Annotated in this window: 19 protein-coding genes; 9 read left to right on the top strand and 10 right to left on the bottom strand. The window is 59.2% G+C overall.

What is annotated here, in order from left to right:
• Positions 1-1,488 (bottom strand): 4-hydroxy-3-polyprenylbenzoate decarboxylase, encoded by a 1,488-nt coding sequence (gene ubiD, locus AC13E3_RS05400; RefSeq protein WP_062782888.1) that lies wholly within the window; start codon positions 1,486-1,488, stop codon positions 1-3.
• A 247-nt stretch (positions 1,489-1,735) separates the two neighbouring features.
• The gene (gene rho / locus AC13E3_RS05395) at positions 1,736-2,998 is read right to left on the bottom strand and encodes a transcription termination factor Rho (protein WP_008169890.1); all 1,263 of its coding nucleotides are present in this window, start codon (positions 2,996-2,998) and stop codon (positions 1,736-1,738) included.
• Positions 2,999-3,362: 364 nt separating this feature from the next.
• Between rho and moaB the strand changes: the two genes are divergently transcribed.
• Genes moaB through AC13E3_RS05375 form a run of 4 tightly spaced genes read left to right on the top strand, consistent with a single transcriptional unit; the run spans position 3,363 to position 5,894 of the window.
• Positions 3,363-3,935, top strand: a complete 573-nt coding sequence (gene moaB / locus AC13E3_RS05390) for a molybdenum cofactor biosynthesis protein B (RefSeq protein WP_008169892.1) — start codon at positions 3,363-3,365, stop codon at positions 3,933-3,935.
• A gap of 33 nt (positions 3,936-3,968) precedes the next feature.
• A complete protein-coding gene (locus tag AC13E3_RS05385) occupies positions 3,969-5,183 on the top strand; it encodes a molybdopterin molybdotransferase MoeA (protein ID WP_008169894.1) in 1,215 nt (404 codons plus the stop codon).
• Positions 5,184-5,185: 2 nt separating this feature from the next.
• Positions 5,186-5,446 carry a MoaD/ThiS family protein gene (locus AC13E3_RS05380; protein ID WP_008169896.1) on the top strand — a complete coding sequence of 87 codons (261 nt, stop codon included), beginning with the start codon at positions 5,186-5,188 and terminating at the stop codon, positions 5,444-5,446.
• A 1-nt stretch (position 5,447) separates the two neighbouring features.
• Entirely contained in the window at positions 5,448-5,894 is a 447-nt protein-coding gene (locus AC13E3_RS05375; protein ID WP_482901795.1) for a molybdenum cofactor biosynthesis protein MoaE, read from the top strand.
• 64 nt (positions 5,895-5,958) lie between these two features.
• Here the strand turns inward: AC13E3_RS05375 and trxA are convergent, their stop codons facing one another.
• Positions 5,959-6,285, bottom strand: coding sequence for a thioredoxin TrxA (trxA, locus tag AC13E3_RS05370; RefSeq protein WP_008169901.1), 327 nt, complete (start codon positions 6,283-6,285; stop codon positions 5,959-5,961).
• A gap of 293 nt (positions 6,286-6,578) precedes the next feature.
• On the opposite strand from trxA, the gene ppx reads away from it, so the two are divergent.
• Positions 6,579-8,105 (top strand): exopolyphosphatase, encoded by a 1,527-nt coding sequence (gene ppx / locus AC13E3_RS05365; RefSeq protein ID WP_008169902.1) that lies wholly within the window; start codon positions 6,579-6,581, stop codon positions 8,103-8,105.
• A 6-nt stretch (positions 8,106-8,111) separates the two neighbouring features.
• Here ppx and AC13E3_RS05360 read toward each other — a convergent pair whose 3' ends face one another.
• Positions 8,112-10,055, bottom strand: coding sequence for an ATP-binding cassette domain-containing protein (locus AC13E3_RS05360; RefSeq protein WP_273070149.1), 1,944 nt, complete (start codon positions 10,053-10,055; stop codon positions 8,112-8,114).
• 46 nt (positions 10,056-10,101) lie between these two features.
• Here AC13E3_RS05360 and AC13E3_RS05355 point away from each other — a divergent pair, with 46 nt between their 5' ends.
• From AC13E3_RS05355 to bamJ, 3 genes are all read left to right on the top strand, one after another.
• On the top strand, positions 10,102-10,659 hold the full coding sequence (locus AC13E3_RS05355) for a TIGR02444 family protein (protein WP_008169909.1): 558 nt from the start codon (positions 10,102-10,104) through the stop codon (positions 10,657-10,659).
• A complete protein-coding gene (locus tag AC13E3_RS05350) occupies positions 10,656-11,042 on the top strand; it encodes a DUF4124 domain-containing protein (protein WP_008169912.1) in 387 nt (128 codons plus the stop codon). Before AC13E3_RS05355 ends, AC13E3_RS05350 begins: the two co-directional genes overlap by 4 nt.
• 124 nt (positions 11,043-11,166) lie before the next feature.
• Complete coding sequence (gene bamJ, locus AC13E3_RS05345) at positions 11,167-11,883, top strand: BamJ family beta-barrel-assembly machinery protein (RefSeq protein WP_008169914.1); 717 nt, start codon at positions 11,167-11,169, stop codon at positions 11,881-11,883.
• 95 nt (positions 11,884-11,978) lie between these two features.
• On the opposite strand, the gene AC13E3_RS05340 is transcribed toward bamJ, so the two are convergent.
• Both AC13E3_RS05340 and AC13E3_RS05335 read right to left on the bottom strand, forming a co-directional pair.
• Entirely contained in the window at positions 11,979-12,458 is a 480-nt protein-coding gene (locus AC13E3_RS05340; protein ID WP_008169916.1) for an Rsd/AlgQ family anti-sigma factor, read from the bottom strand.
• Positions 12,459-12,558: 100 nt separating this feature from the next.
• On the bottom strand, positions 12,559-13,065 hold the full coding sequence (locus AC13E3_RS05335) for a disulfide bond formation protein B (RefSeq protein WP_175497417.1): 507 nt from the start codon (positions 13,063-13,065) through the stop codon (positions 12,559-12,561).
• A gap of 93 nt (positions 13,066-13,158) precedes the next feature.
• Here AC13E3_RS05335 and AC13E3_RS05330 point away from each other — a divergent pair, with 93 nt between their 5' ends.
• Positions 13,159-13,608, top strand: a complete 450-nt coding sequence (locus AC13E3_RS05330) for a flagellar basal body-associated FliL family protein (RefSeq protein ID WP_053114134.1) — start codon at positions 13,159-13,161, stop codon at positions 13,606-13,608.
• Positions 13,609-13,628: 20 nt separating this feature from the next.
• Here the strand turns inward: AC13E3_RS05330 and rmf are convergent, their stop codons facing one another.
• The 4 genes from rmf to AC13E3_RS05310 form a co-directional block, all read right to left on the bottom strand.
• Positions 13,629-13,844, bottom strand: coding sequence for a ribosome modulation factor (rmf, locus tag AC13E3_RS05325; RefSeq protein ID WP_482901794.1), 216 nt, complete (start codon positions 13,842-13,844; stop codon positions 13,629-13,631).
• 122 nt (positions 13,845-13,966) lie between these two features.
• Positions 13,967-15,520: a glutamate--cysteine ligase gene (gene gshA, locus AC13E3_RS05320; RefSeq protein ID WP_008169925.1), complete on the bottom strand. Its 1,554-nt coding sequence runs from the start codon at positions 15,518-15,520 to the stop codon at positions 13,967-13,969.
• Positions 15,521-15,586: 66 nt separating this feature from the next.
• Complete coding sequence (locus AC13E3_RS05315; RefSeq protein WP_053114130.1) at positions 15,587-17,926, bottom strand: Tex family protein; 2,340 nt, start codon at positions 17,924-17,926, stop codon at positions 15,587-15,589.
• Positions 17,927-17,975: 49 nt separating this feature from the next.
• A complete protein-coding gene (locus tag AC13E3_RS05310) occupies positions 17,976-19,712 on the bottom strand; it encodes a putative bifunctional diguanylate cyclase/phosphodiesterase (protein ID WP_014575830.1) in 1,737 nt (578 codons plus the stop codon).
• Positions 19,713-19,785: the final 73 nt, after the last annotated feature.

The following is a 19,785-nucleotide window of genomic DNA, read 5'->3' as shown; positions in this document are numbered from 1 at the left end:
TCAGTCGGGGCGCGATGCCGGACTTTCAATACCCAGGGTATCCCACAGCTCGTCGACGCGTTTTTTCACATCTTCGGTCATGGCGATCGGCTCACCCCACTCCCGGGTGGTCTCACCCGGCCACTTGTTGGTGGCATCCATCCCCATTTTGGAACCCAGGCCGGATACCGGCGAGGCAAAGTCCAGGTAATCGATGGGCGTATTCTCCACCAGCGTGGTATCCCGGGTTGGATCCATCCGGGTAGTGATCGCCCAGATCACGTCTTCCCAGTTACGGGCATTCACGTCGTCATCCGTGACAATCACAAATTTGGTGTACATGAACTGCCGAAGAAACGACCATACCCCCATCATCACCCGTTTGGCATGGCCGGGGTACTGTTTCTTCATGGTCACCACTGCAAGGCGATAGGAACAGCCTTCCGGTGGCAGGTAAAAATCCACGATCTCCGGGAACTGCTTCTGCAGAATCGGAATAAAGACCTCGTTCAGGGCCACCCCGAGAATCGCCGGCTCATCAGGCGGGCGACCGGTATAGGTACTGTGATAGATCGGATCCCGGCGATGAGTGACCCGTTCTACGGTGAATACCGGGAAGTGGTCCACTTCGTTGTAGTAACCGGTGTGATCACCGAACGGTCCTTCCGGCGCCATGTCATCCGGGTAGATGAAACCTTCCAGCACGATTTCGGCGCTTGCCGGCACCTGCAGATCGCTCAGCCCCGCCTTGACCAGCTCGGTCCGGCTGCCGCGAAGCAGCCCGGCAAAGGCGTATTCCGACAGCGTATCCGGCACCGGCGTCACCGCCCCCAGAATGGTCGCCGGATCGGCACCGAGGGCCACAGCCACCGGATAGGGTTGGCCGGGATTGCTCTTCTGGAACTCCTGGAAATCCAGGGCACCACCGCGATGACTCAGCCAGCGCATGATCAGACGGTTGCGACCGATGACCTGCTGCCGGTAGATGCCCAGGTTCTGGCGTTCTTTATGGGGCCCACGGGTAATCACCAGTGGCCAGGTCACCAGCGGCCCGGCATCGCCAGGCCAGCAATGCTGCACCGGAATCTGATACAGGTCCACCTGATCCTTTTCGATCACGACATCCTGGCAGGGCGCGGAACGCAGTACCTTGGGGCTCATGCGCATCACCTGCCGGAACAGCGGCAGTTTTTCGATGGCATCGCGGAAACCCTTGGGGGGATCCGGTTCCTTGAGAAACGCGAGGAGCTTACCGATGTCCCGAAGCGCCGTGACGTTATCCTGCCCCATGCCCAACGCTACCCGCTTCGGTGTCCCGAACAGGTTGGCCAGCACCGGCATGTCATAGCCCTTGGGGTTTTCAAACAACAACGCAGGACCACCTGCCCGCAATGTACGGTCGCAGATTTCGGTCATTTCCAGATGGGGGTCGACTTCAACGCTGATGCGTTTCAGCTCACCCAGCTTCTCCAGCTGGTCAATGAAGTCTCGCAGGTCGTTGTATTTCATCGGTTACTCCGTTCAGATATGCCAGTACTACGGAGATCGGTGGTCGCTGGACTGCTTTAAAGCAGTTGGAACAAACTGCGCGCACGTGGCATGAACGGCGGAGCCGGGGAGAACCTCCCCGGACCGTGCATTGCCAGGGATGGCAATGCCGAGCCCCCAGGGATGGGTTCACGGCGTGTCCGGGGAGGTTCTCCCCGGCTCTGCCCGCCCCCAAAACCAGAGGCGCTAGTCCTAGCTTAGGGAGAGATCAACGACGCTTCATGGACTGGAAAAACTCGTCGTTGGTCTTGGTGTCCTTGAGCTTGTCCAGCAGGAACTCGATGGCGGCGGTATCGTCGTCCATAGAATGCAGGAGCTTGCGCAGGATCCAGACCCGCTGGATGTCGGCTTCACTCATCAGCAGATCCTCACGACGGGTGCCGGAGCTGCGGATATTGATCGCCGGATAGGTTCGCTTCTCGGCAATCTTGCGATCCAGATGGATCTCCATGTTGCCGGTGCCCTTGAACTCCTCGTAGATAACCTCGTCCATCTTGGAACCAGTGTTGACCAGCGCCGTGGCAAGGATGGTCAGGCTTCCACCTTCTTCCACGTTACGGGCGGCACCGAAGAAGCGCTTGGGTTTTTCCAGGGCATGGGCGTCAACACCACCGGTCAGGACCTTGCCGGAGGACGGGATCACCGTGTTGTAGGCACGAGCCAGACGGGTGATGGAATCCAGCAGGATGACCACGTCCTTCTTGTGCTCTACCAGACGCTTGGCCTTTTCAATCACCATTTCAGCAACCTGCACGTGGCGGGCCGGCGGCTCGTCAAACGTGGAGGCGATGACCTCGCCGCGCACGGTGCGCTGCATCTCGGTCACTTCCTCTGGCCGCTCGTCAATCAGCAGTACCATGACATGGCACTCTGGATTGTTGCGGGTGATGGACTGGGCGATGCTCTGCATCAGCAGTGTCTTACCGGCCTTGGGCGGGGAAACGATAAGCCCGCGCTGGCCTTTACCGATGGGCGCAACCAGGTCCAGGACCCGGGAGGAGAGATCCTCGGTACTGCCGTTACCGGCCTCGAGCATCAGGCGCTCGTCCGGGAACAGCGGCGTGAGGTTCTCGAAGAGAATCTTGTTTCGGGCGTTATCCGGCTTGTCGAAATTGATCTCGCTGACCTTCAACAAGGCAAAGTAGCGCTCACCATCTTTGGGCGGGCGAATCTTGCCTGCGACCGTGTCGCCCGTGCGCAGGTTAAACCGGCGGATCTGACTCGGAGAGACATAGATGTCGTCAGGCCCTGCCAGGTAGGAGGCGTCAGCGGAACGGAGGAAGCCGAAGCCGTCCTGCAGAATTTCCAGTACGCCGTCGCCGTAGATGTCTTCGCCGCTTTTTGCGTGCTTCTTCAGGATTGTGAAGATCACATCCTGTTTGCGCGAACGAGCCAGGTTATCGAGGCCCATCTCTTGCGCAATATCGAGCAATTCGGGCACGGATTTCTGCTTGAGTTCAGTAAGATTCATAGTTTGTTGGATTTTCAGGAATGGAAGTAAACGAGTATTGGAATGACAGGGGTGCCCCTGAACGTATTGATCGTAAAAAAACGCTGAACTTGGTGCTGGCCAGTTGGAGCAACCGGTGTAGATGGAGTCCGGAATTAAGGTACTGAAGCCAGAGAGTGGGAACAACCGTTCGCCGGGCAAGAGCGATCATCGGCCACCTGACTGGCAAATGTCAAGTGCACTGCACAAATTAACAGCAATTTCACGCCAAACCGGCCACAACCGGCCGCTGGCGCCTCCCCCTGATGGGTTACTCCCTTCCATTAAAAGCCCGTGATGGCGATACTGGCGTATAACAACTTTTCAACGATTATGGAGCCCATCCATGAGCAGTGTACCCAGTACCGAAATGAAACCCCTGAACGTTGCCCTGCTGACCGTCTCCGATACCCGTGGGCCTGAACAGGACACGTCCGGGCAATTTCTGGAGGACAGCGTGGTCGAAGCCGGCCACAACCTGGTCGCCCGCCGGATCCTGCCGGACGACGTCTATCTGGTGCGGGCCTTGTTGTCCGGCTGGATTGCCGATTCACAGGTGCACGCAGTGATCATTACCGGTGGCACCGGCCTGCTTGAACGAGATAGCACACCGGAGGCGGTAAGGCCTTTGCTCGACAAAACCATCGAAGGCTTTGGTGAGGAATTCCGCCGCCTGTCAGCCGCCGAAATCGGATCATCAACCGTGCAGTCACGGGCGATGGCGGGAATGGCAAACCACACGGTGATCTTCTGCCTGCCCGGATCGACCGGCGCCTGCCGCACCGGCTGGGAAGGCATTCTCCTCAGTCAGCTGGACAGCCGTCACACACCATGCAATTTCTCGGGGCTGGTCTTGCGCAAACCCGAGAAGCCCATGCAGCGACTCAACGAAGTCATTGGACAGCGCGCCAAGCGCTGAGGCAGAAGACATCCCGATCGGAGTTAAGACTTGATGGCCAAGCCAAACCTCACGCCCCTGGAAGATGCCCTGGACCACTTGTTGTCGGAAGCACCGGTGGTTGCGCAGATTGAAACCGTCGCACTGGCCGACTCCCTGGGCCGGGTACTTGCCGAAAACCACTATGTGCCGGCCGACGTGCCGCCGGCTGACAACAGTGCGGTGGACGGATACGCCCTGCGCAAACAGGATCTGCATGGAGACCGGCCAATACCGGTCTCGGCCCGGATTCCGGCCGGTGAAGCGCCGAAGCCCCTGGAACCCGGCACCGCTGCGCGCATCTTTACCGGCTCAGAGATTCCCGAGGGCGCCGACTCGGTGGTCATGCAGGAGCGGATTGAGGTGACGGATGGGGGAATTCTGGTCCAGGCTACGGTCGACGAAGGTCAGAATATCCGGCGCCGTGGCCAGGACCTGACCCGGGGCGACCTTGCACTGGCAAAGGGGACAACGGTGCGCCCCAACGAGATGGGACTGCTGGCGTCCATGGGCGCTGCCCGGGTTGCCGTTCTGACGAGGTTAAAAGTGGCCATTCTGTCCACGGGAGATGAACTGGTAGAACCTGGCATGCCCCTCGGACCGGGACAGATCTACAACAGCAACCGCTTCACCCTGATGGGACTGCTTGCCGAAGCCGGCTGCGAGGTGGTGCTGTGCGAGACTCTGAGAGACAAGCGCGAGGCGACTCGGGAAACGCTGTTGCGTGCCGCGGAGTCTGCCGATCTGATTATCACCAGCGGTGGCGTTTCCGTGGGTGAGGAGGATCATGTGCGCGCGGTGCTGGAGGAATCCGGCGGTCTTTCGCTCTGGAAAATGGCGATCAAACCCGGCAAGCCCGTAGCTTTTGGCGCCATCGGCGGCACGCCGGTACTGGGACTGCCCGGCAATCCCGGGTCTGTGCTGGTCACCTTCCTTGTGGTGGGCATGCCCTATATCCGGAAACGCCAGGGTCGCAATCCCAAAGCTCTCTCGGGCGAGCGGATACCGGCCGACTTTACCATTTCCTCGGCATCGGTGCGCCGGGAGTTTGTCAGGGCCCGGAAGGAAACCCGGGGCTCGGACCCTGTGGTTGCCGCCTTCCCCAACCAGAGCTCCGGCATGTTGAGTTCTGCCTGTTGGGCGGACGGCCTGGCCGTGGTGCCCGAAAACACCACCGTAAGCCCCGGCGACCTGCTAACCTACTATTCGTTTGCGGAACTGTTGAGCTGACCATGAGTGATAACACGATTACGGTGCGTTTCTTTGCCCGCCTGCGCGAGGAACTGAAAACCGATCAGTTGACTATCGATGCCAGACCCGGGCTGACCGCCGGCGATGTACTCGCGGAGCTGGCAGATCAGGGCGGCCCCTGGAGCCAGCTGCAGGGCGACCAACCCGTGATGATCGCGATCAACCAGGCCATGGCCAAACCGGGCTTCGAGGTAAAAGCCGGCGATGAGCTGGCCTTCTTCCCGCCGGTAACCGGAGGTTGAAATGATTTCGGTCCAGTCTGAGGATTTTGATGTTGCCGAGGAATATGCCGCACTCCGTGACAGCGGGGCCGGCACCGGTGCCATTGCGACGTTTACTGGCCTGGTGAGGGACAGTGGCGACCTGCAGGGCGTCACGGGACTTTACCTGGAGCACTACCCCGGGATGACGGAACAGGTGATCCAGGGGCTTATTGATGATGCCTCAAAACGCTGGGATGTGCGCGAGGCCCGGGTAATTCACCGGGTCGGTCGGCTGGCGCTATGCGACCAGATTGTCTTTGTCGGGGTTTGCAGCGCGCACCGTGGAGACGCGTTCGCCGCCTGCGAGTTCATCATGGATGCCCTGAAGACATCCGCTCCGTTCTGGAAAAAGGAAATCACCTCAGATGGAGAGCACTGGGTGGAACAGAAAGAATCCGATCGGGCGCGCTCCGAGGACTGGAAGTAACTGGCCATAAAAAAACCGCCCGTGAGCCTGGGCTCAGGGGCGGTTTCTGGTGACCTGCCTGCAATCAGAGATTGCTGTCCAGGAAAGCCGCCAGCTGGGATTTGGAGAGTGCGCCGACTTTCGTGGCGTCCACGTTGCCGTTCTTGAACAGCATCAGGGTGGGGATACCGCGGATGTTGAACTTCGGCGGGGTCTGCTCGTTCTCGTCAATGTTGAGCTTGCAGACTTTCAGTTTGCCGTCGTATTCGTCGGCAATCTCTTCAAGCACCGGGGCAATCATCTTGCAGGGGCCGCACCACTCTGCCCAGTAGTCCACCAGAACGGGGACGTCGGACTGCAGTACATCCTGCTCAAAAGAAGCGTCGGTTACATTTACGATATTTCCGCTCATTACCTTTTCCTGATTCATGCACTACTGCTGCACATCGGCATGTCCCTTTCAGGGAATAACCTGCCGGGCACAGGTGCTGTTGACTGTCGCTGAAGGCTGTCCGGGTTATACGAACAACCTTTCACCCAAATCACGGTAAGACATACTTTACGCGATTGATCAGCCGGATGTGAAGCGGTAAGAACCGATCCAGGCCTGACCCTCGTCAAATGCGCGGTTTTCCGGTTACTGACAGGCCTGAGGGATTTCGCTTATAGTACCCCGCACGTTCATCTCAAAAGGATTCCGACCACGTGACGGCCGCATCCACCGCCGAAAACGCTGCCGCCTCATCCGAGGTACTCGCAGCCATCGACATGGGCTCGAACAGCTTCCACATGGTGGTTGCCAGACTAGTGCATGGGGAAATCCGGACCCTCGAGAAGATGGGAGAAAAGGTTCAGCTCGGAGCTGGGCTGGACCAATACAACCGGCTCACTGAAGACGCCCAGGAGCGGGCCCTCGCCTGCCTGGGACGCTTCGCTCAACGGCTCAAGGGCATGCCGCCAGAGGCGGTGCAGATTGTCGGCACCAACGCGCTTCGCGTGGCGCGCAATGCCCATCAGTTCATGGCCCGGGCCGAAGAAGCGCTGGGCTATCCGGTAGAGATCATTGCCGGCCGCGAGGAAGCACGCCTGATCTATCTGGGGGTTTCACATACCCTCTCCGACGACATCGGGCGTCGACTGGTTATCGATATTGGCGGTGGCAGCACCGAATTCATCATCGGCCAGCGGTTTGAACCCCAGGAGCTTGAAAGCCTGCACATGGGTTGCGTGTCGTTCCGTAACCGGTATTTCCCGGACGGCAAGATAACCAGGCGGCAGATGGACAAGGCAGTGACCCACGCAGAACAGGAACTGCTCAACATCCGCCAGCATTACCGCTCCGTGGGGTGGCAAAGTGCGGTGGGCTCATCCGGCTCGATCAAAGCCATTGCCAGCGTATTGGCGACCCTGAAGATCACCGACGGCACCATTACCCTCGCCGCCATGCAGGAACTTCGCAAGCGGCTGGTGGACATGGGTAAAACAGAAAAACTGGGAGATCTGGGCGTACGCTCGGACCGCCAGAGCATATTCCCGGCCGGATTTGCCATCCTGATGGGGGCATTCCAATCCCTTGGTATCAAGGACATGGCGTTCGCCGATGGTGCTCTGCGGGAAGGTCTGCTTTACGACATTGTCGGGCGAATCCAGCACGAGGATGTCCGTGAGCGAACCATTTCCGCGCTTCAGGAGCGTTACCACGTTGACCAGGAACATGGCGCTGCCGTTGAGGAAACTGCCGTGGCAGCATGGCGGCAGGTTGCCGACGCCTGGGCCCTGAACACCCCGGCAGATGAAGAAGTACTGCGCTGGGCCTGCCGACTGCATGAGATCGGCCTGACCATTTCCCATAGCCAGTACCATAAACACGGCGCCTACCTGTTGCGCTACTCGGATCTGCCCGGCTTCACCCAGCAGTTCCAGCGCGACCTGGCAACTCTCGTGCGCGGCCACCGGAGAAAATTCGCCTCGGCAATCTTCGAGGGCCTGGACCCGGAAGACATTGCCAGGCTGCGTTACCTCTGCGTGCTGGTGCGCCTGGCGGTTCTGATTCAACACCCACGCAACATGGAGCCGCCTCCGGCCTTCACCCTGACGGCACACAAGGACAAGTTGGTGCTGGAGTTTCCGTCAGGTTGGCTGGATGACAGGCCACTGACCCTGGCCGACCTGGAAAACGAACGGGACTATCTCGCCAAACAGGACTTTGTTCTGGAACTGAACGGCGGCTGAGCGCGCTCAGCCAGCCAACTCGGCCTCCAGGGACTCCACCTCTTCGCTGACTTCAAGCCACTGCGCCTCCACCTCTTCCAGGCGGGCGGTTGCGGTGGCCTGCTCCCCCAACAACTCTTTCAGACGGGTCTTGCCGCTGTCGTCGTAAAGGTCGGGTTCGGATAGCTGCTCTTCCAGAGCTGACAGCTTCTGCTGAAGCTGGTCCATTTCCTTTTCCAGCGCACTCTGTTTTTTACGGTAGGGGCTGAGTTTCTGGCGAAGAGCCGCCTCTGCCCGCTTGCGCGCCTTCCGATCTTCGGCACTCTCGCCCACCGCCTCAGCGGCCTCGGGCACCCCCTCCTGGCCGACCGGCACTCTCCTAGGTGCCTCGGTTTCGTCTTTCCGGCGGTCCGCCAGCCAACGCTCATAGTCTTCCAGATCGCCCTGGTACTCCGTTACCCGACCATCATTGACCAGCCAGAACTCGTCCACGGTGTTCCTTAGCAAGTGCCGATCGTGAGAAACCACCACAATAGCGCCTTCAAAGTTCTGCAGCGCCATGGTCAGAGCCTGGCGCATTTCCAGATCCAGGTGGTTCGTGGGCTCGTCCAGCAGGAGCAGGTTGGGTCTCTGCCATGCGATCACGGCCAGCGCCACGCGGGCCTTTTCGCCACCGGAAAACGACCGGATGGCACTCAGGGCTTCATCGCCATGAAAATCAAAGCCACCAAGGAAATTCCGTATACTCTGCTCTGACGCCTTCGGGGAAAGCCGCTGAAGATGCAGGAAAGGGCTGGCATCCAGATCCAGGGACTCCAGCTGATGCTGGGCAAAGTAGCCGATGGCCAGATGCTCGCCACAGGTACGATCACCAGACATCAACGTGCCCTCACCCCGGAGTGCATCCATCAGGGTAGACTTGCCCGCACCATTGGGACCCAGCAGCCCGACCCTGCTGCCCGGCAACAGGGTCAGGTTAATGCTGTTGAGGATTGCAGTACTGCCGTGCCCGGCCTTGCCATTGCGTATCGACAACAGCGGATTGGAAACCTTCTCGGCCACCGGAAACTCGAAGCTGAACGGCGAATCGATATGGGCCGGGGCAATGCGCTCCATCCGCTCCAGAGCCTTGACGCGGCTCTGGGCCTGACGGGCCTTCGTGGCCTTGGCCTTGAACCGATCGATGAACCGCTGGATTTCGGCGATCCTGGCCTGCTGGCGTTCAAAACCGGCCTGCTGCTGGGCCAGACGCTCACTGCGCTGGCCCTCAAAGGCTGAGTAATTACCCGTATACAGTTCCAGGTTACGGCGATCGAAATGCACGACATGGGTAGCGACCCTATCCATGAAATCGCGGTCGTGGGAGATAAACAGCAGGGTACCGGGATAGCGCCGCAGCCAATTCTCGAGCCACAGACAGGCATCCAGATCCAGGTGGTTAGTGGGCTCGTCCAGAAGCAGCAGATCGGACGGTCGCATCAGGGCCTGGGCCAGGTTCAGGCGGATTCGCCAACCACCGGAAAACGCCGATACCGGCCGGTTCGCGTCCTCGTCCGAGAATCCCAGCCCGCGCAGCAAGGCCTCGGCCCGGCGGCCGGCGGACCAGGCCTCGTGCACATCCAGCTCACCGTGTATGCGGGCAATGGCATGATCGTCACCTGCGGCCTCGGCCCTGGCAAGTTCACCTTCCAGGCGGCGCAAATCCAGGTCGCCATCTAGAACAAAATCCCTCGCGCTGCGCTCGGTGGCTTCTACCTCCTGCGCCATGTGGGCAATCCGGCAACCACCCGGCAGAGAGACCGCGCCCTGCTCTGGCGCCAACTGGCCCAGCAAGAGCTGGAAAAGACTGGACTTGCCGGCACCATTGGCACCGACGATCGCGACACGCTGGCCGGGTTGCACCGTCAGGCTGACGGATTCTAGCAACCAGACGCCGCCCCGTTGTAAACTGAGATCGGTTATCGTTAACATGCTTTCATTTTATCAACGTAAAGTGTTCAGGGAAGGCACAGCGCCTATGTCGGTCCGCTCGGCGACCACCCCGGATTTTTCGACACCGCCGCTGGAACTTCCGGCAGATCTGGAACCGGACAACCCGCTCTGGCGTTTTGCCCTGGCGTTCTGGAAACGTCCGGATGTCCAGAACAGCTGCCTGGCGCTTCAGAATCAGGGCTGGAGCGTAACGCGGATTCTCGGTGCGGCCTGGCTTGCACTCTCTGGCAGGGTCTTCGCCGGGGTCGAGGACGCTACGGTAACAGAGTGGCGCGACCGTGTAACCGTTGCCCTCCGGAGCGCGCGGAAATCGCTGCCCGGCAGCGCCGACAACTGTCAGAAGCTTCGCACCGGCATCGCCGGCCTGGAGCTTGAAGCCGAACAGATTGAACTGGCCCTGAGCTGGCGAACGCTAATGACCATTAACCCGGAACACGCAGACATGCAGGGACGCGACGCACTGATCATCAACAATCTGTTTGCGGCAGCACCGACCTTACCCGTTGAGGACGATGCAAGGCCCTTGCTGAATACACTGGCCGATACTCTGGCCCACTTTCCCAAGGGAGACCATCAGCCATGATGATGAAATGGCTCATACGGCTCTCGTTCCCGGCTCTCGGGTTATTGCTATTGCTGATTTTCTTCGGTCTGAACGACCCGGAGCAGGTCTCCGAACCTGTGGCAGAGCACGAGCAGCCCGAGATTCCCGCGTTTGAAGGACTGGTCCCGTCCCCGATTCCCACCGAGGGCCCCGAAATCGTGTTCAAATGGCAGGATACCGACGGCAACTGGCACTACGCTGACCAGCCGCCCGAACAGGGCCGCTGGAACACCCTCGCTATCGAGCGACGTGACAAGGTCTTCCCCCGGATTCAGCCGCAGGAGCCGGAAACAGACTGGCAATCTCCCTACAGCGCACCTTTCTCCCTGGGTCCCTCAGCTGCCGGTACCAACGGCAGCTGAGCTGACACGTCCGGTTTCTTAACACATGTTCAGTGGCATCTGATGCCGGAACCCGTTACCTTCTGCGTTCTGACAAACACAACGCGGGGCCCTGCCCCAAGCACCGACGTTAAAGGATAATGCAATGAAGAAAACGCTCCTTGCACTGGCAGTGACCGGCCTCGTGGCCGGCTGTTCCACACCCCCCGAAGCCCCGGAACAACCGAAACTGGATTCCACCGATCAGAAGGTGAGCTATGGCATGGGCCTGGTTCTCGGTGAGCGCATGGGTAACGACCTGCCGAATCTGCAGATGGACCAGTTCCTCCAGGGCATCCAGCACGGCCACGCCGGCGATGAAGAAGCCAAGCGCATGAGCCGCGAGGAAATCCAGCAGGCTCTGATGACCTACCAGCAGCAGCTGCAGGAAGAGCAGGGCAAGCAGATGGAAGAATTGGCCCAGAAGAACCTGGATGCCGGCGAAGCCTTCCTTGCCGAGAACGCAGAGCGTGAAGGTGTGGAAACCACTGAATCCGGCCTGCAATACGAAGTACTTGAGCAGGGTGACGGCGAAAAGCCGGCAGCAACAGACACCGTTCAGGTGCATTACACCGGTGAACTGCTGTCCGGTGAAGTATTTGACAGCTCCCGCGAGCGCGGTGAGCCGGTTACCTTCGCCCTGAACCAGGTGATTCCCGGCTGGACCGAGGGCCTGCAGCTGATGAGCGAGGGTGCCCGTTACAAGCTCTACATTCCGTCCGATCTGGCCTACGGCCCCGGCGGCAACAGGGCGATCGGCCCCAACGAGACCCTCGTGTTTGATGTCGAGCTACTCGAGATCAACCCTGGCTCCGGAGACTAAGCGCCAGAACAGGCAGCTGTCAGTTCTGAGGCTGCCACACGAAAAAGCCCCAGCCGGCGATACCGGACTGGGGCTTTTTTTGATTCAGGGATTTCTCAGGCAGAGGCTACTTTGCCGGCATGGGCATTGTGCAGATGCTCGATCAGGAAATCCTCCATCTCGAACCGGGTCTCCAGAGTTTCACCCAGCTTCGACAATTCACCGAACAGTTCTTTGACATCCTCTTCGGACAAATCCCGGCCATCCAGCCGGTCATTGAAGTTAAGGGCAACCTCGGTGGTTTGCTCAATACGGGGATAAACCTTGGCAGCCAGCTCCAACCCGCCATCGTTAAATTCCCGGGCCTCTCGCACCAACTGCTCGTAGATCTCGAAATGACCGGTAGACACGTAGTCCACCAGAACTTCACACAGGCGCACGAATTTTTCTCTCAATGCTTCGGTCTGCGAGAAGTCGCTTTCTCCGGACAGGTCGCAGTAATGCACCAGAAGCTCCTGACGCTCCTTGAGCCAGCGATCAATCAGCTCGCTGACGCCGCCCCAGCGCTCCCTGGCATTTCGGCAATTTTCCAACATGACGCCTGTTCTCCGCTTGTCTTGACTACTTCTGTTTCGGTTTTGATTTTTATTAGGTTTGGATCAAGTTACCCCATGGCTGCGGTTCCCCGCAACCGTTTCAGCCTCGAATCCATTCCCGGGGTTTTTGCCGGCGAAACATCAAAACCAGACCGGTGATGACAAGCAGCGAGAAAAAGACAGCAGTCCAGCCGGGAATGCTCAAACCCAGGAACCGCCAGACCACTTCAGCGCAGTCCCCGGTGCCCTGGAGCGCGGTAGACAGAACTTCGAACCACGGCAGAACGTCCAGCATGTAGTCCACCGAAGGCCCGCATGCCGGCACCTGGTCCGCCGGCAGGCTCTGCAGCCACAACTGCCGCCCGGCGACACCCAGCCCTGCTCCGGCGGTCAGCACCAGCAGGAACCCATAGATCCGCACGCCGAATCCGGTGGGGCCATGGAGAAAGGCCAGGAAACTGACCAGACCGGCACCCATGAAACCGAAGCGCTGTAACCAGCAAAGCGGGCAGGGCTCGAGCCCCATCACATGCTCCATATAAAAAGCCACACCAAGGAGTGCGGCACATACAAGGAAAATAAGCCCGAAAACCCATCTGCTGGTCAAAAGAACACCTCGAATCGTGAATTGAAACTGCAAGCGGCCACAGGGCCTGCTATTCTCGTCACTTAACCCTAAACCACGATCAACTTCAAGCCTATGACACGCCAGCCAAAATCTGTTCTGACGCTTCTTTTTCTGTTGTTTGCAACGATCTCTTTGCCGGCCGTTTCCCAGGAAGAGGAAAATGCCGACGAGGACGTGGCTGAAGAAGAAAACAGCTTTACCGACTACATCAGCATGGATCCACCGTTCGTGACCCACGTGGGTACGCCCGGCAACAAGCCAACCTATCTGAAAGCCGCGGTCAGTCTGCGGGCAAACAGCGCGAGCGCACGGCCTGCCGTGGATGCTCACATGCCCCGATTGCGACACGAACTGGTCATGCTGTTTGGTGAGCAAACGGATACCGATCGCCTCACCTCAATGGAGGGCCAGGAGGCGCTGCGCGAAGAAGCCAAACAGCGAATCAATGCGGTACTGGAAGAGCAGCAGACCGGCGAAAGCATAGCCGGCGTGCTGTTTACGGAGTTTGTCGTGCAGAAGTGAAGCTGGAACCGGCCAGTGGTTCAGGCGATCCGCGAGAACAGATCATCTGACTGGTCGCGGTCATCACGGGCCACCTGATCGGAATCATCCCAACCGGCTTCCCAGGCCGCAATAACGACGTCACCACGATAGGGGCAGCGGGATTTGTCCATGCCCATGTTGGCCGCCATATAGCCCTGACGGTAAGCCTTGTTCAGGGCTTCCACGTCCCAGCCGAGTTTGATATCCCTTGCCATCGCAATCCCCTCCCGATCCTGATGTTACAAAAATTAACAGCCGGACCGGAGGGAGACAAATCTTTGTTCAGTTTCTGTGCGTCAGGTCCGCAGACTCCTGCGACGCCTCCCGAACCCAACGTTCAAGAGCGCAGGTACTGTTCCAGAAACTCGCTGAACGACAGGGTATCGGCGCTTTCCATGTCGGCCTGCTCGGTCAGGGATTCTGACGTCATAGCCTCAAACGCGCGGCGCACATCATCACCAAGACCTTCCTGCCTAAGGCTCTGCTGATGCTGCCGCGCCATTTCCATACCCCACTCCCGGTGACCCAGGCCAGAGGAACGCATGGCATCGAGAACCCGGGCAGACGGCACGGTCCATTCACCGGTCAACACTTCGCGCTGGGCGGCAAGGGCGTTGCGGTAGGTGTCATCACCCCGCCAACTATCGAGCAGTTCCGCAAGGGGCTCCAGCTGCGACAGAATGTCGTTCGCAGCGTCGGATACCGGGGTACGATGCCCACCACGGCAAAGCGCCAACTCTCGATAACGCCCATTGGCGACCACATCCTTGTAGTTGTCATCCAGGCGTTCACATTCGGCATCGCCAATTCGGGGAGAGTCTGCTAGCAGGCAGTCCAGCAGGAACAGATCCAGAAAATCGATCTGGGCCTCGTTCACACCAACCGGCGAGAAGGGATCAAGGTCCAAACATCGCACCTCAATGTACTCCACACCCCGGGCTTCGAGGGCCTGGATGGGCTTTTCCTCACGCTGCGTCGTGCGTTTGGGGCGCACCGCGCTGTAATACTCGTTCTCGATCTGCAGTACGCTGGTGTTGATCTGGATGAACTTGTCGCCCCGGCGGGTGCCGATCGACTCATACGCCGGCCAGGTGGTGTGAATGGCCCGATCCAGAGTCTGGGTGTAGGTGCTCAGCTCGTTGAAACAGATATTCAGGGATGCCTGTGCGTTGTTGTGGTACCCAAGATCGCCCATCCGTAACGAGGTTGCGTACTCACCGAACCAGGTGCGTTCATCAAATCGCGAGAGATCATGGTTCACGCCGGCTACAAAGCTGGCATCCAGGGCGGGCGAAGCACCGAACAACAACATCAGCAGCCAGCTGCGGCGGCGGAAATTGCGAATCAGCCAGAAATACTGGTCCGACTTGAAGTCTTTCAGGCTTTGCTCGTTGCCCAGCAATTCCTGCCACTTGTGCCAGAAACTGTCGGGCAGGGACAGATTGTAGTGGGCGCCCGCGATGCTCTGCATCATACGGCCGTAGCGCACGGCCAGTCCCTGCCGGTAAACATGCTTGAGTTGGCCAATATTGGAGCTGCCATACTCGGCGATGGGGATACTCGGGTCACCATCCAGCTCACAGGGCATGCTTGTCGCCCAGAACACTTCGTCACCCAGGTTCTGCTGCACAAACGTGTGGATATCCCGCAGCGATTTCAGCATGCCTGCCGTGCTGTCGAACACCGGCGTGATCAGCTCCAGCAAGGCCTCTGAATAGTCGGTGGTAATCCTCGGATGGGTAAGCGCCGACCCCAGGGCTTCGGGGTGCGGAGTCTGGGCGATGAAGCCGTTGCGATCCACCCGCAGCCCTTCTTTTTCGACACCCTTGAGGAAACCATCCCAGTCGCTGGCAGCGAACTGACGAAATACGGAATGGCGGGATTCAGCCATGGTCGACTCCTGCTGCGGCCGGCTTGCTCTTGTGCATAACCGGCCGGTGAAAAGATTGTAAACCCGTCAGCTGTCCTTGCGCGCCGAGGCAAGTGCCTGGGCCAGCGCACCAGCCATGGCGCCCTGTGGGGATTTCTGACCGGAACCGCCATTACCGGCATTCCGGTTTCCGCCCTTGCGGCTGGCTCCGGAGCGGTTGGCAGCCATTGGCTTGCCTTCGTTTTTCTCGCCAGGCTGATCGTCCATACGCATGGTCAGGGCAATTCGCTTGCGCGGGATATCCACGTCCATCACCTTAACCTTGACGATATCCCCGGCCTTGACCACTTCTCGGGGATCCTTGACGAAGGTGTGGGACAGCGCGGAAATGTGCACCAGGCCATCCTGATGCACACCAATATCCACAAACGCGCCAAAGTTGGTCACGTTGGTCACCGACCCTTCCAGCACCATGCCGGGTTTGAGATCGCTCAGGGTTTCGACCCCTTCCTCAAAACTTGCGAACCTGAATTCCGGTCGCGGATCCCGCCCCGGTTTCTCCAGTTCCGAGATGATGTCCTTGATAGTCGGCAAACCGAACTGTTCTGTTACGTAATCCTGGGGATTCAGACCACGCAGGAACGAGGAATCGCCGATGATATCGCCCACTTCGCGATTATTTTTCCGGGCGATGGCCTCGACCACGCCATAGGCTTCCGGGTGCACGGAGGACCGGTCCAGGGGGTTCTCGCCGCCGGCAATACGCAGAAAACCCGCCGCCTGCTCGAACGTGCGGTCCCCGAGACGGGTGACCTTGAGCAGCTGTTTCCGGTTGCGGAACATGCCGTTCTGGTTGCGGAACTCAATGATGTTCTGGGCGATGGTCTGGTTCAGGCCCGAGACCCTTGCCAGCAGTGGCGCTGACGCGGTATTCAGATCCACACCCACGCCGTTTACGCAGTCTTCCACTACGGCATCGAGGCTTCGTGACAGCTGCACCTGGGAAACGTCGTGCTGGTACTGCCCCACCCCGATGGATTTCGGCTCGATTTTCACCAGTTCGGCCAGCGGATCCTGCAACCGGCGGGCAATGGACACCGCGCCGCGAATGGTGACATCCAGATCGGGCAGTTCTTTTGAGGCGAACTCGGAGGCTGAATAGACCGAAGCACCGGACTCACTGACCACGATCCGGGCCAGCTTCAATTCGGGGTAACGCTTGCTGAGGTCGCCGACCAGCTTCTCCGTTTCCCGGGAAGCGGTGCCATTGCCAATGGCCACCAGTTCAATCTTGTACTCCCGACACCAGGCCGCCAGCTGCTCGATGGAACGGTCCCATTGGTTCTGCGGCGCATGGGGGAAGATGGCACCGTGGCCGGCCACCTGGCCAGTGCCATCGATAACAGCCACTTTCACCCCGGTGCGTAGCCCTGGATCCAGGCCCAGGGTCGGACGTGGACCGGCCGGCGCAAGCAGCAGAAGATCCTTGAGGTTGGCGGCGAACACGTTGATGGCTTCGGTTTCTGCCGCTTCGCGGACCTGTGCCATGAGATCGGTTTCAATCTGGGTGGAGAGTTTCACCCGCCAGGTCCAGCGAACCACCTCCGAGAGCCATTTGTCGGCAGCACGACCATTGTCCCGGATATTCCAGCGAGCGGCGATGCGCTGCTCGGCCGGGTGGGGCGCACGGCGGTCATCCTCGGCATCACCAACAACAATCGTGTAACCAAGAACGCCCTCGTTCCTGCCCCGAAGGATGGCCAGGGCACGGTGGGACGGAACTTTCTTAAGCGGCTCAACGTGGTCGAAATAATCACGGAACTTGGCCCCCTCGTTTTCCTTGCCTTCCACCACGGTGACGTTCAGCTGGCCTTCCTGCCAGATAAAGTCCCGCAGGCTGCCCAGCAGCTCGGCATCCTCGGCAAACCGCTCCATCAGAATGTAGCGGGCGCCATCCAGGGCAGCCTTGGTATCTTCCACGCCGGCTTCTTTGTTCAGGTAGCCCTGGGCAGTGGTTTCAGGATCGAGAGTCGGATCATCATAGAGGGCGTCAGCCAGCGGCTCCAGACCCGCCTCGCGGGCAATCTGGGCCTTGGTCCGGCGCTTGGGCTTGTAGGGCAGGTAAAGATCTTCCAGACGGTTCTTGGTGTCGGCGTCCTGGATGGTGGCCTTGAGCTCGTCGGTCAGCTTGCCCTGCTCCTCAATGCTCTTGAGGATAGTGGCACGACGGTCTTCCAGTTCCCGCAAATAGCGCAGACGTTCTTCCAGGTTCCTCAGCTGGCTGTCATCCAGTGAGCCTGTGATCTCTTTCCGGTAGCGGGCGATAAACGGAACGGTCGCGCCTTCGTCGAGCAGTTCGACGGTGGCATTAACCTGTTGCTCGCGGACACCGAGTTCCTCGGCGATACGCCTGGAGATACTGTTCATGCAACCTCTGTCTGATGCTTTGCCAATAAACCAGCAAAGGTACAGCGGCTTACTGCTGCAGGCAAGCGGCCTGTCCCCGCTTGTTCAGGAATTGCACAAGATCCGCCCAGGGCATGGGCCGGGCGTAGTAATAGCCCTGGATTTCATCGCAATGCTGCTGGCGCAGAAACTCCAGTTGCCCTTCGGTTTCCACGCCTTCGGCGACGACGCTGATCTGCAGGCTGTGGGCCAGGCTGATAATGGCCCGGATAATGTGTTCGGCGTCTGCGGAATTACCCAACTCCTGCACAAACGACTTGTCGATCTTCACCAGCGAGATGGGCAGATGCTGGAGATTGCTCAACGATGAAAAGCCGGTGCCGAAATCGTCCAGGGCAAAACTGATACCCAGCTGGTTCAATTCCCGCAGGCAGCGCTGGGCGTACTCCGGGTCGTGCATCATGGCACTCTCGGTCAGCTCCAGCTCCAGCAGACTGGTATCCACGTTGGCGTTAAAGATGATGCGGAAAATGGTTTCGGTCATCTTGCGATCGTGAAACTGCCTGAACGACAGGTTGACCGCGAACACCAGCCCGGGGAAACCGAGCTCGGCGGACTCCTGCAGGCGTTTGCAGGCCTGCTCGATGACCCAGTAACCAATGGGCACGATCAACCCGCTGCGCTCGGCAACCGGAATGAATTCGTCCGGCCCCACCAGCCCGCGCTCCGGGTGATTCCAGCGCAACAGGCATTCGACACCCCGTACTTCTTCCGTGGCCAGATCAATCCGGGGCTGATAGTAAAGCTCCAGTTCCTTGCCTCGAAGGGCGTTGCGGAGGTCTGCCTCCAGACGAAGCTGGTAACCGGCGGAAATGTGCAGCTGGCGGTCGTAAAAACGGTAGCTGGTGCCCGGATCCCGTTTTGCTTCGAACATGGCGCGGTTGGCCCGGCGCAACAGATTCTCGGCGCTGTCTCCGGCTTCCGGGTAGGTTGCGACACCAAGGCTGGCACTGACCACGACCGTCTGGCCATCAATCGTAACCGGCTCATCAAGGGCGTTGACCACCTTGCGGATAATCTGGGTGATATCGAGGGAGTCCTCGACCTTTTCAACAATAATGGCCAGTTCGTCACCCCCGATACGCATCAGCGAATCGACGCGACGAAGAGAATGACGAAGACGCTCTGCCAGCTTCATCATCAACTGGTCGCTTTTCTGGTAACCGAAAGATTCATTAATGCTGCGGAAGTCATCGATATTGAGGTGCAACAAGGCCAGCCGATGGCCTGCACGCTCAGCCCGCAGCAAGGCCTGCTGGAGACGATCGAAGAAAAGGTCCCGGTTGATAAAACCGGTGGCGACTTCGCGGCCCAGCTGACCATGGGCGGACTCGGACAACTGGTCCCGATACCAGAGGCATTTCACGGCCCGACGGAACGTCCAGTGGTCCAGGGTTTGACGACAAAGGTAATCGGCAGCTCCGGCAGCCAGCAACTCTGGCGCGCGCTCCATCGGCGGCTCGGCACTGAGGGCCAGAACCGGTTTTTCATTGCTGGCGACCGCCAGATATTGCAGGAAAGACGCCTCTGAGCCACCATGGAACACGCAGTCCCAGACGATGACATCAAAACTGGCGTTACGGATCAGATCATCACAATCCACCAGATCCGGGCACCAGGTCGCGTCCGCACTGATGTCGACGTCACCCGCCAGAAGAGCATTCAGCCAGAGAAAATCAGCGTAGTCTGGTGTAAGAACCAAAAGGCGCAACTGTCCGGGCCTCATGGTTTCCAGTGGCAGTGTCATCAAGCAGGATCCATTTATGCGTGAACAACCGAGTCCGTTCTGTTAATCATAGTCTATAGATCCCCAAGGTACA

It is taken from the genome of Marinobacter sp. L-80, assembly GCF_056859395.1.
This window is presented reverse-complemented; position numbering and strand designations above follow the sequence as displayed.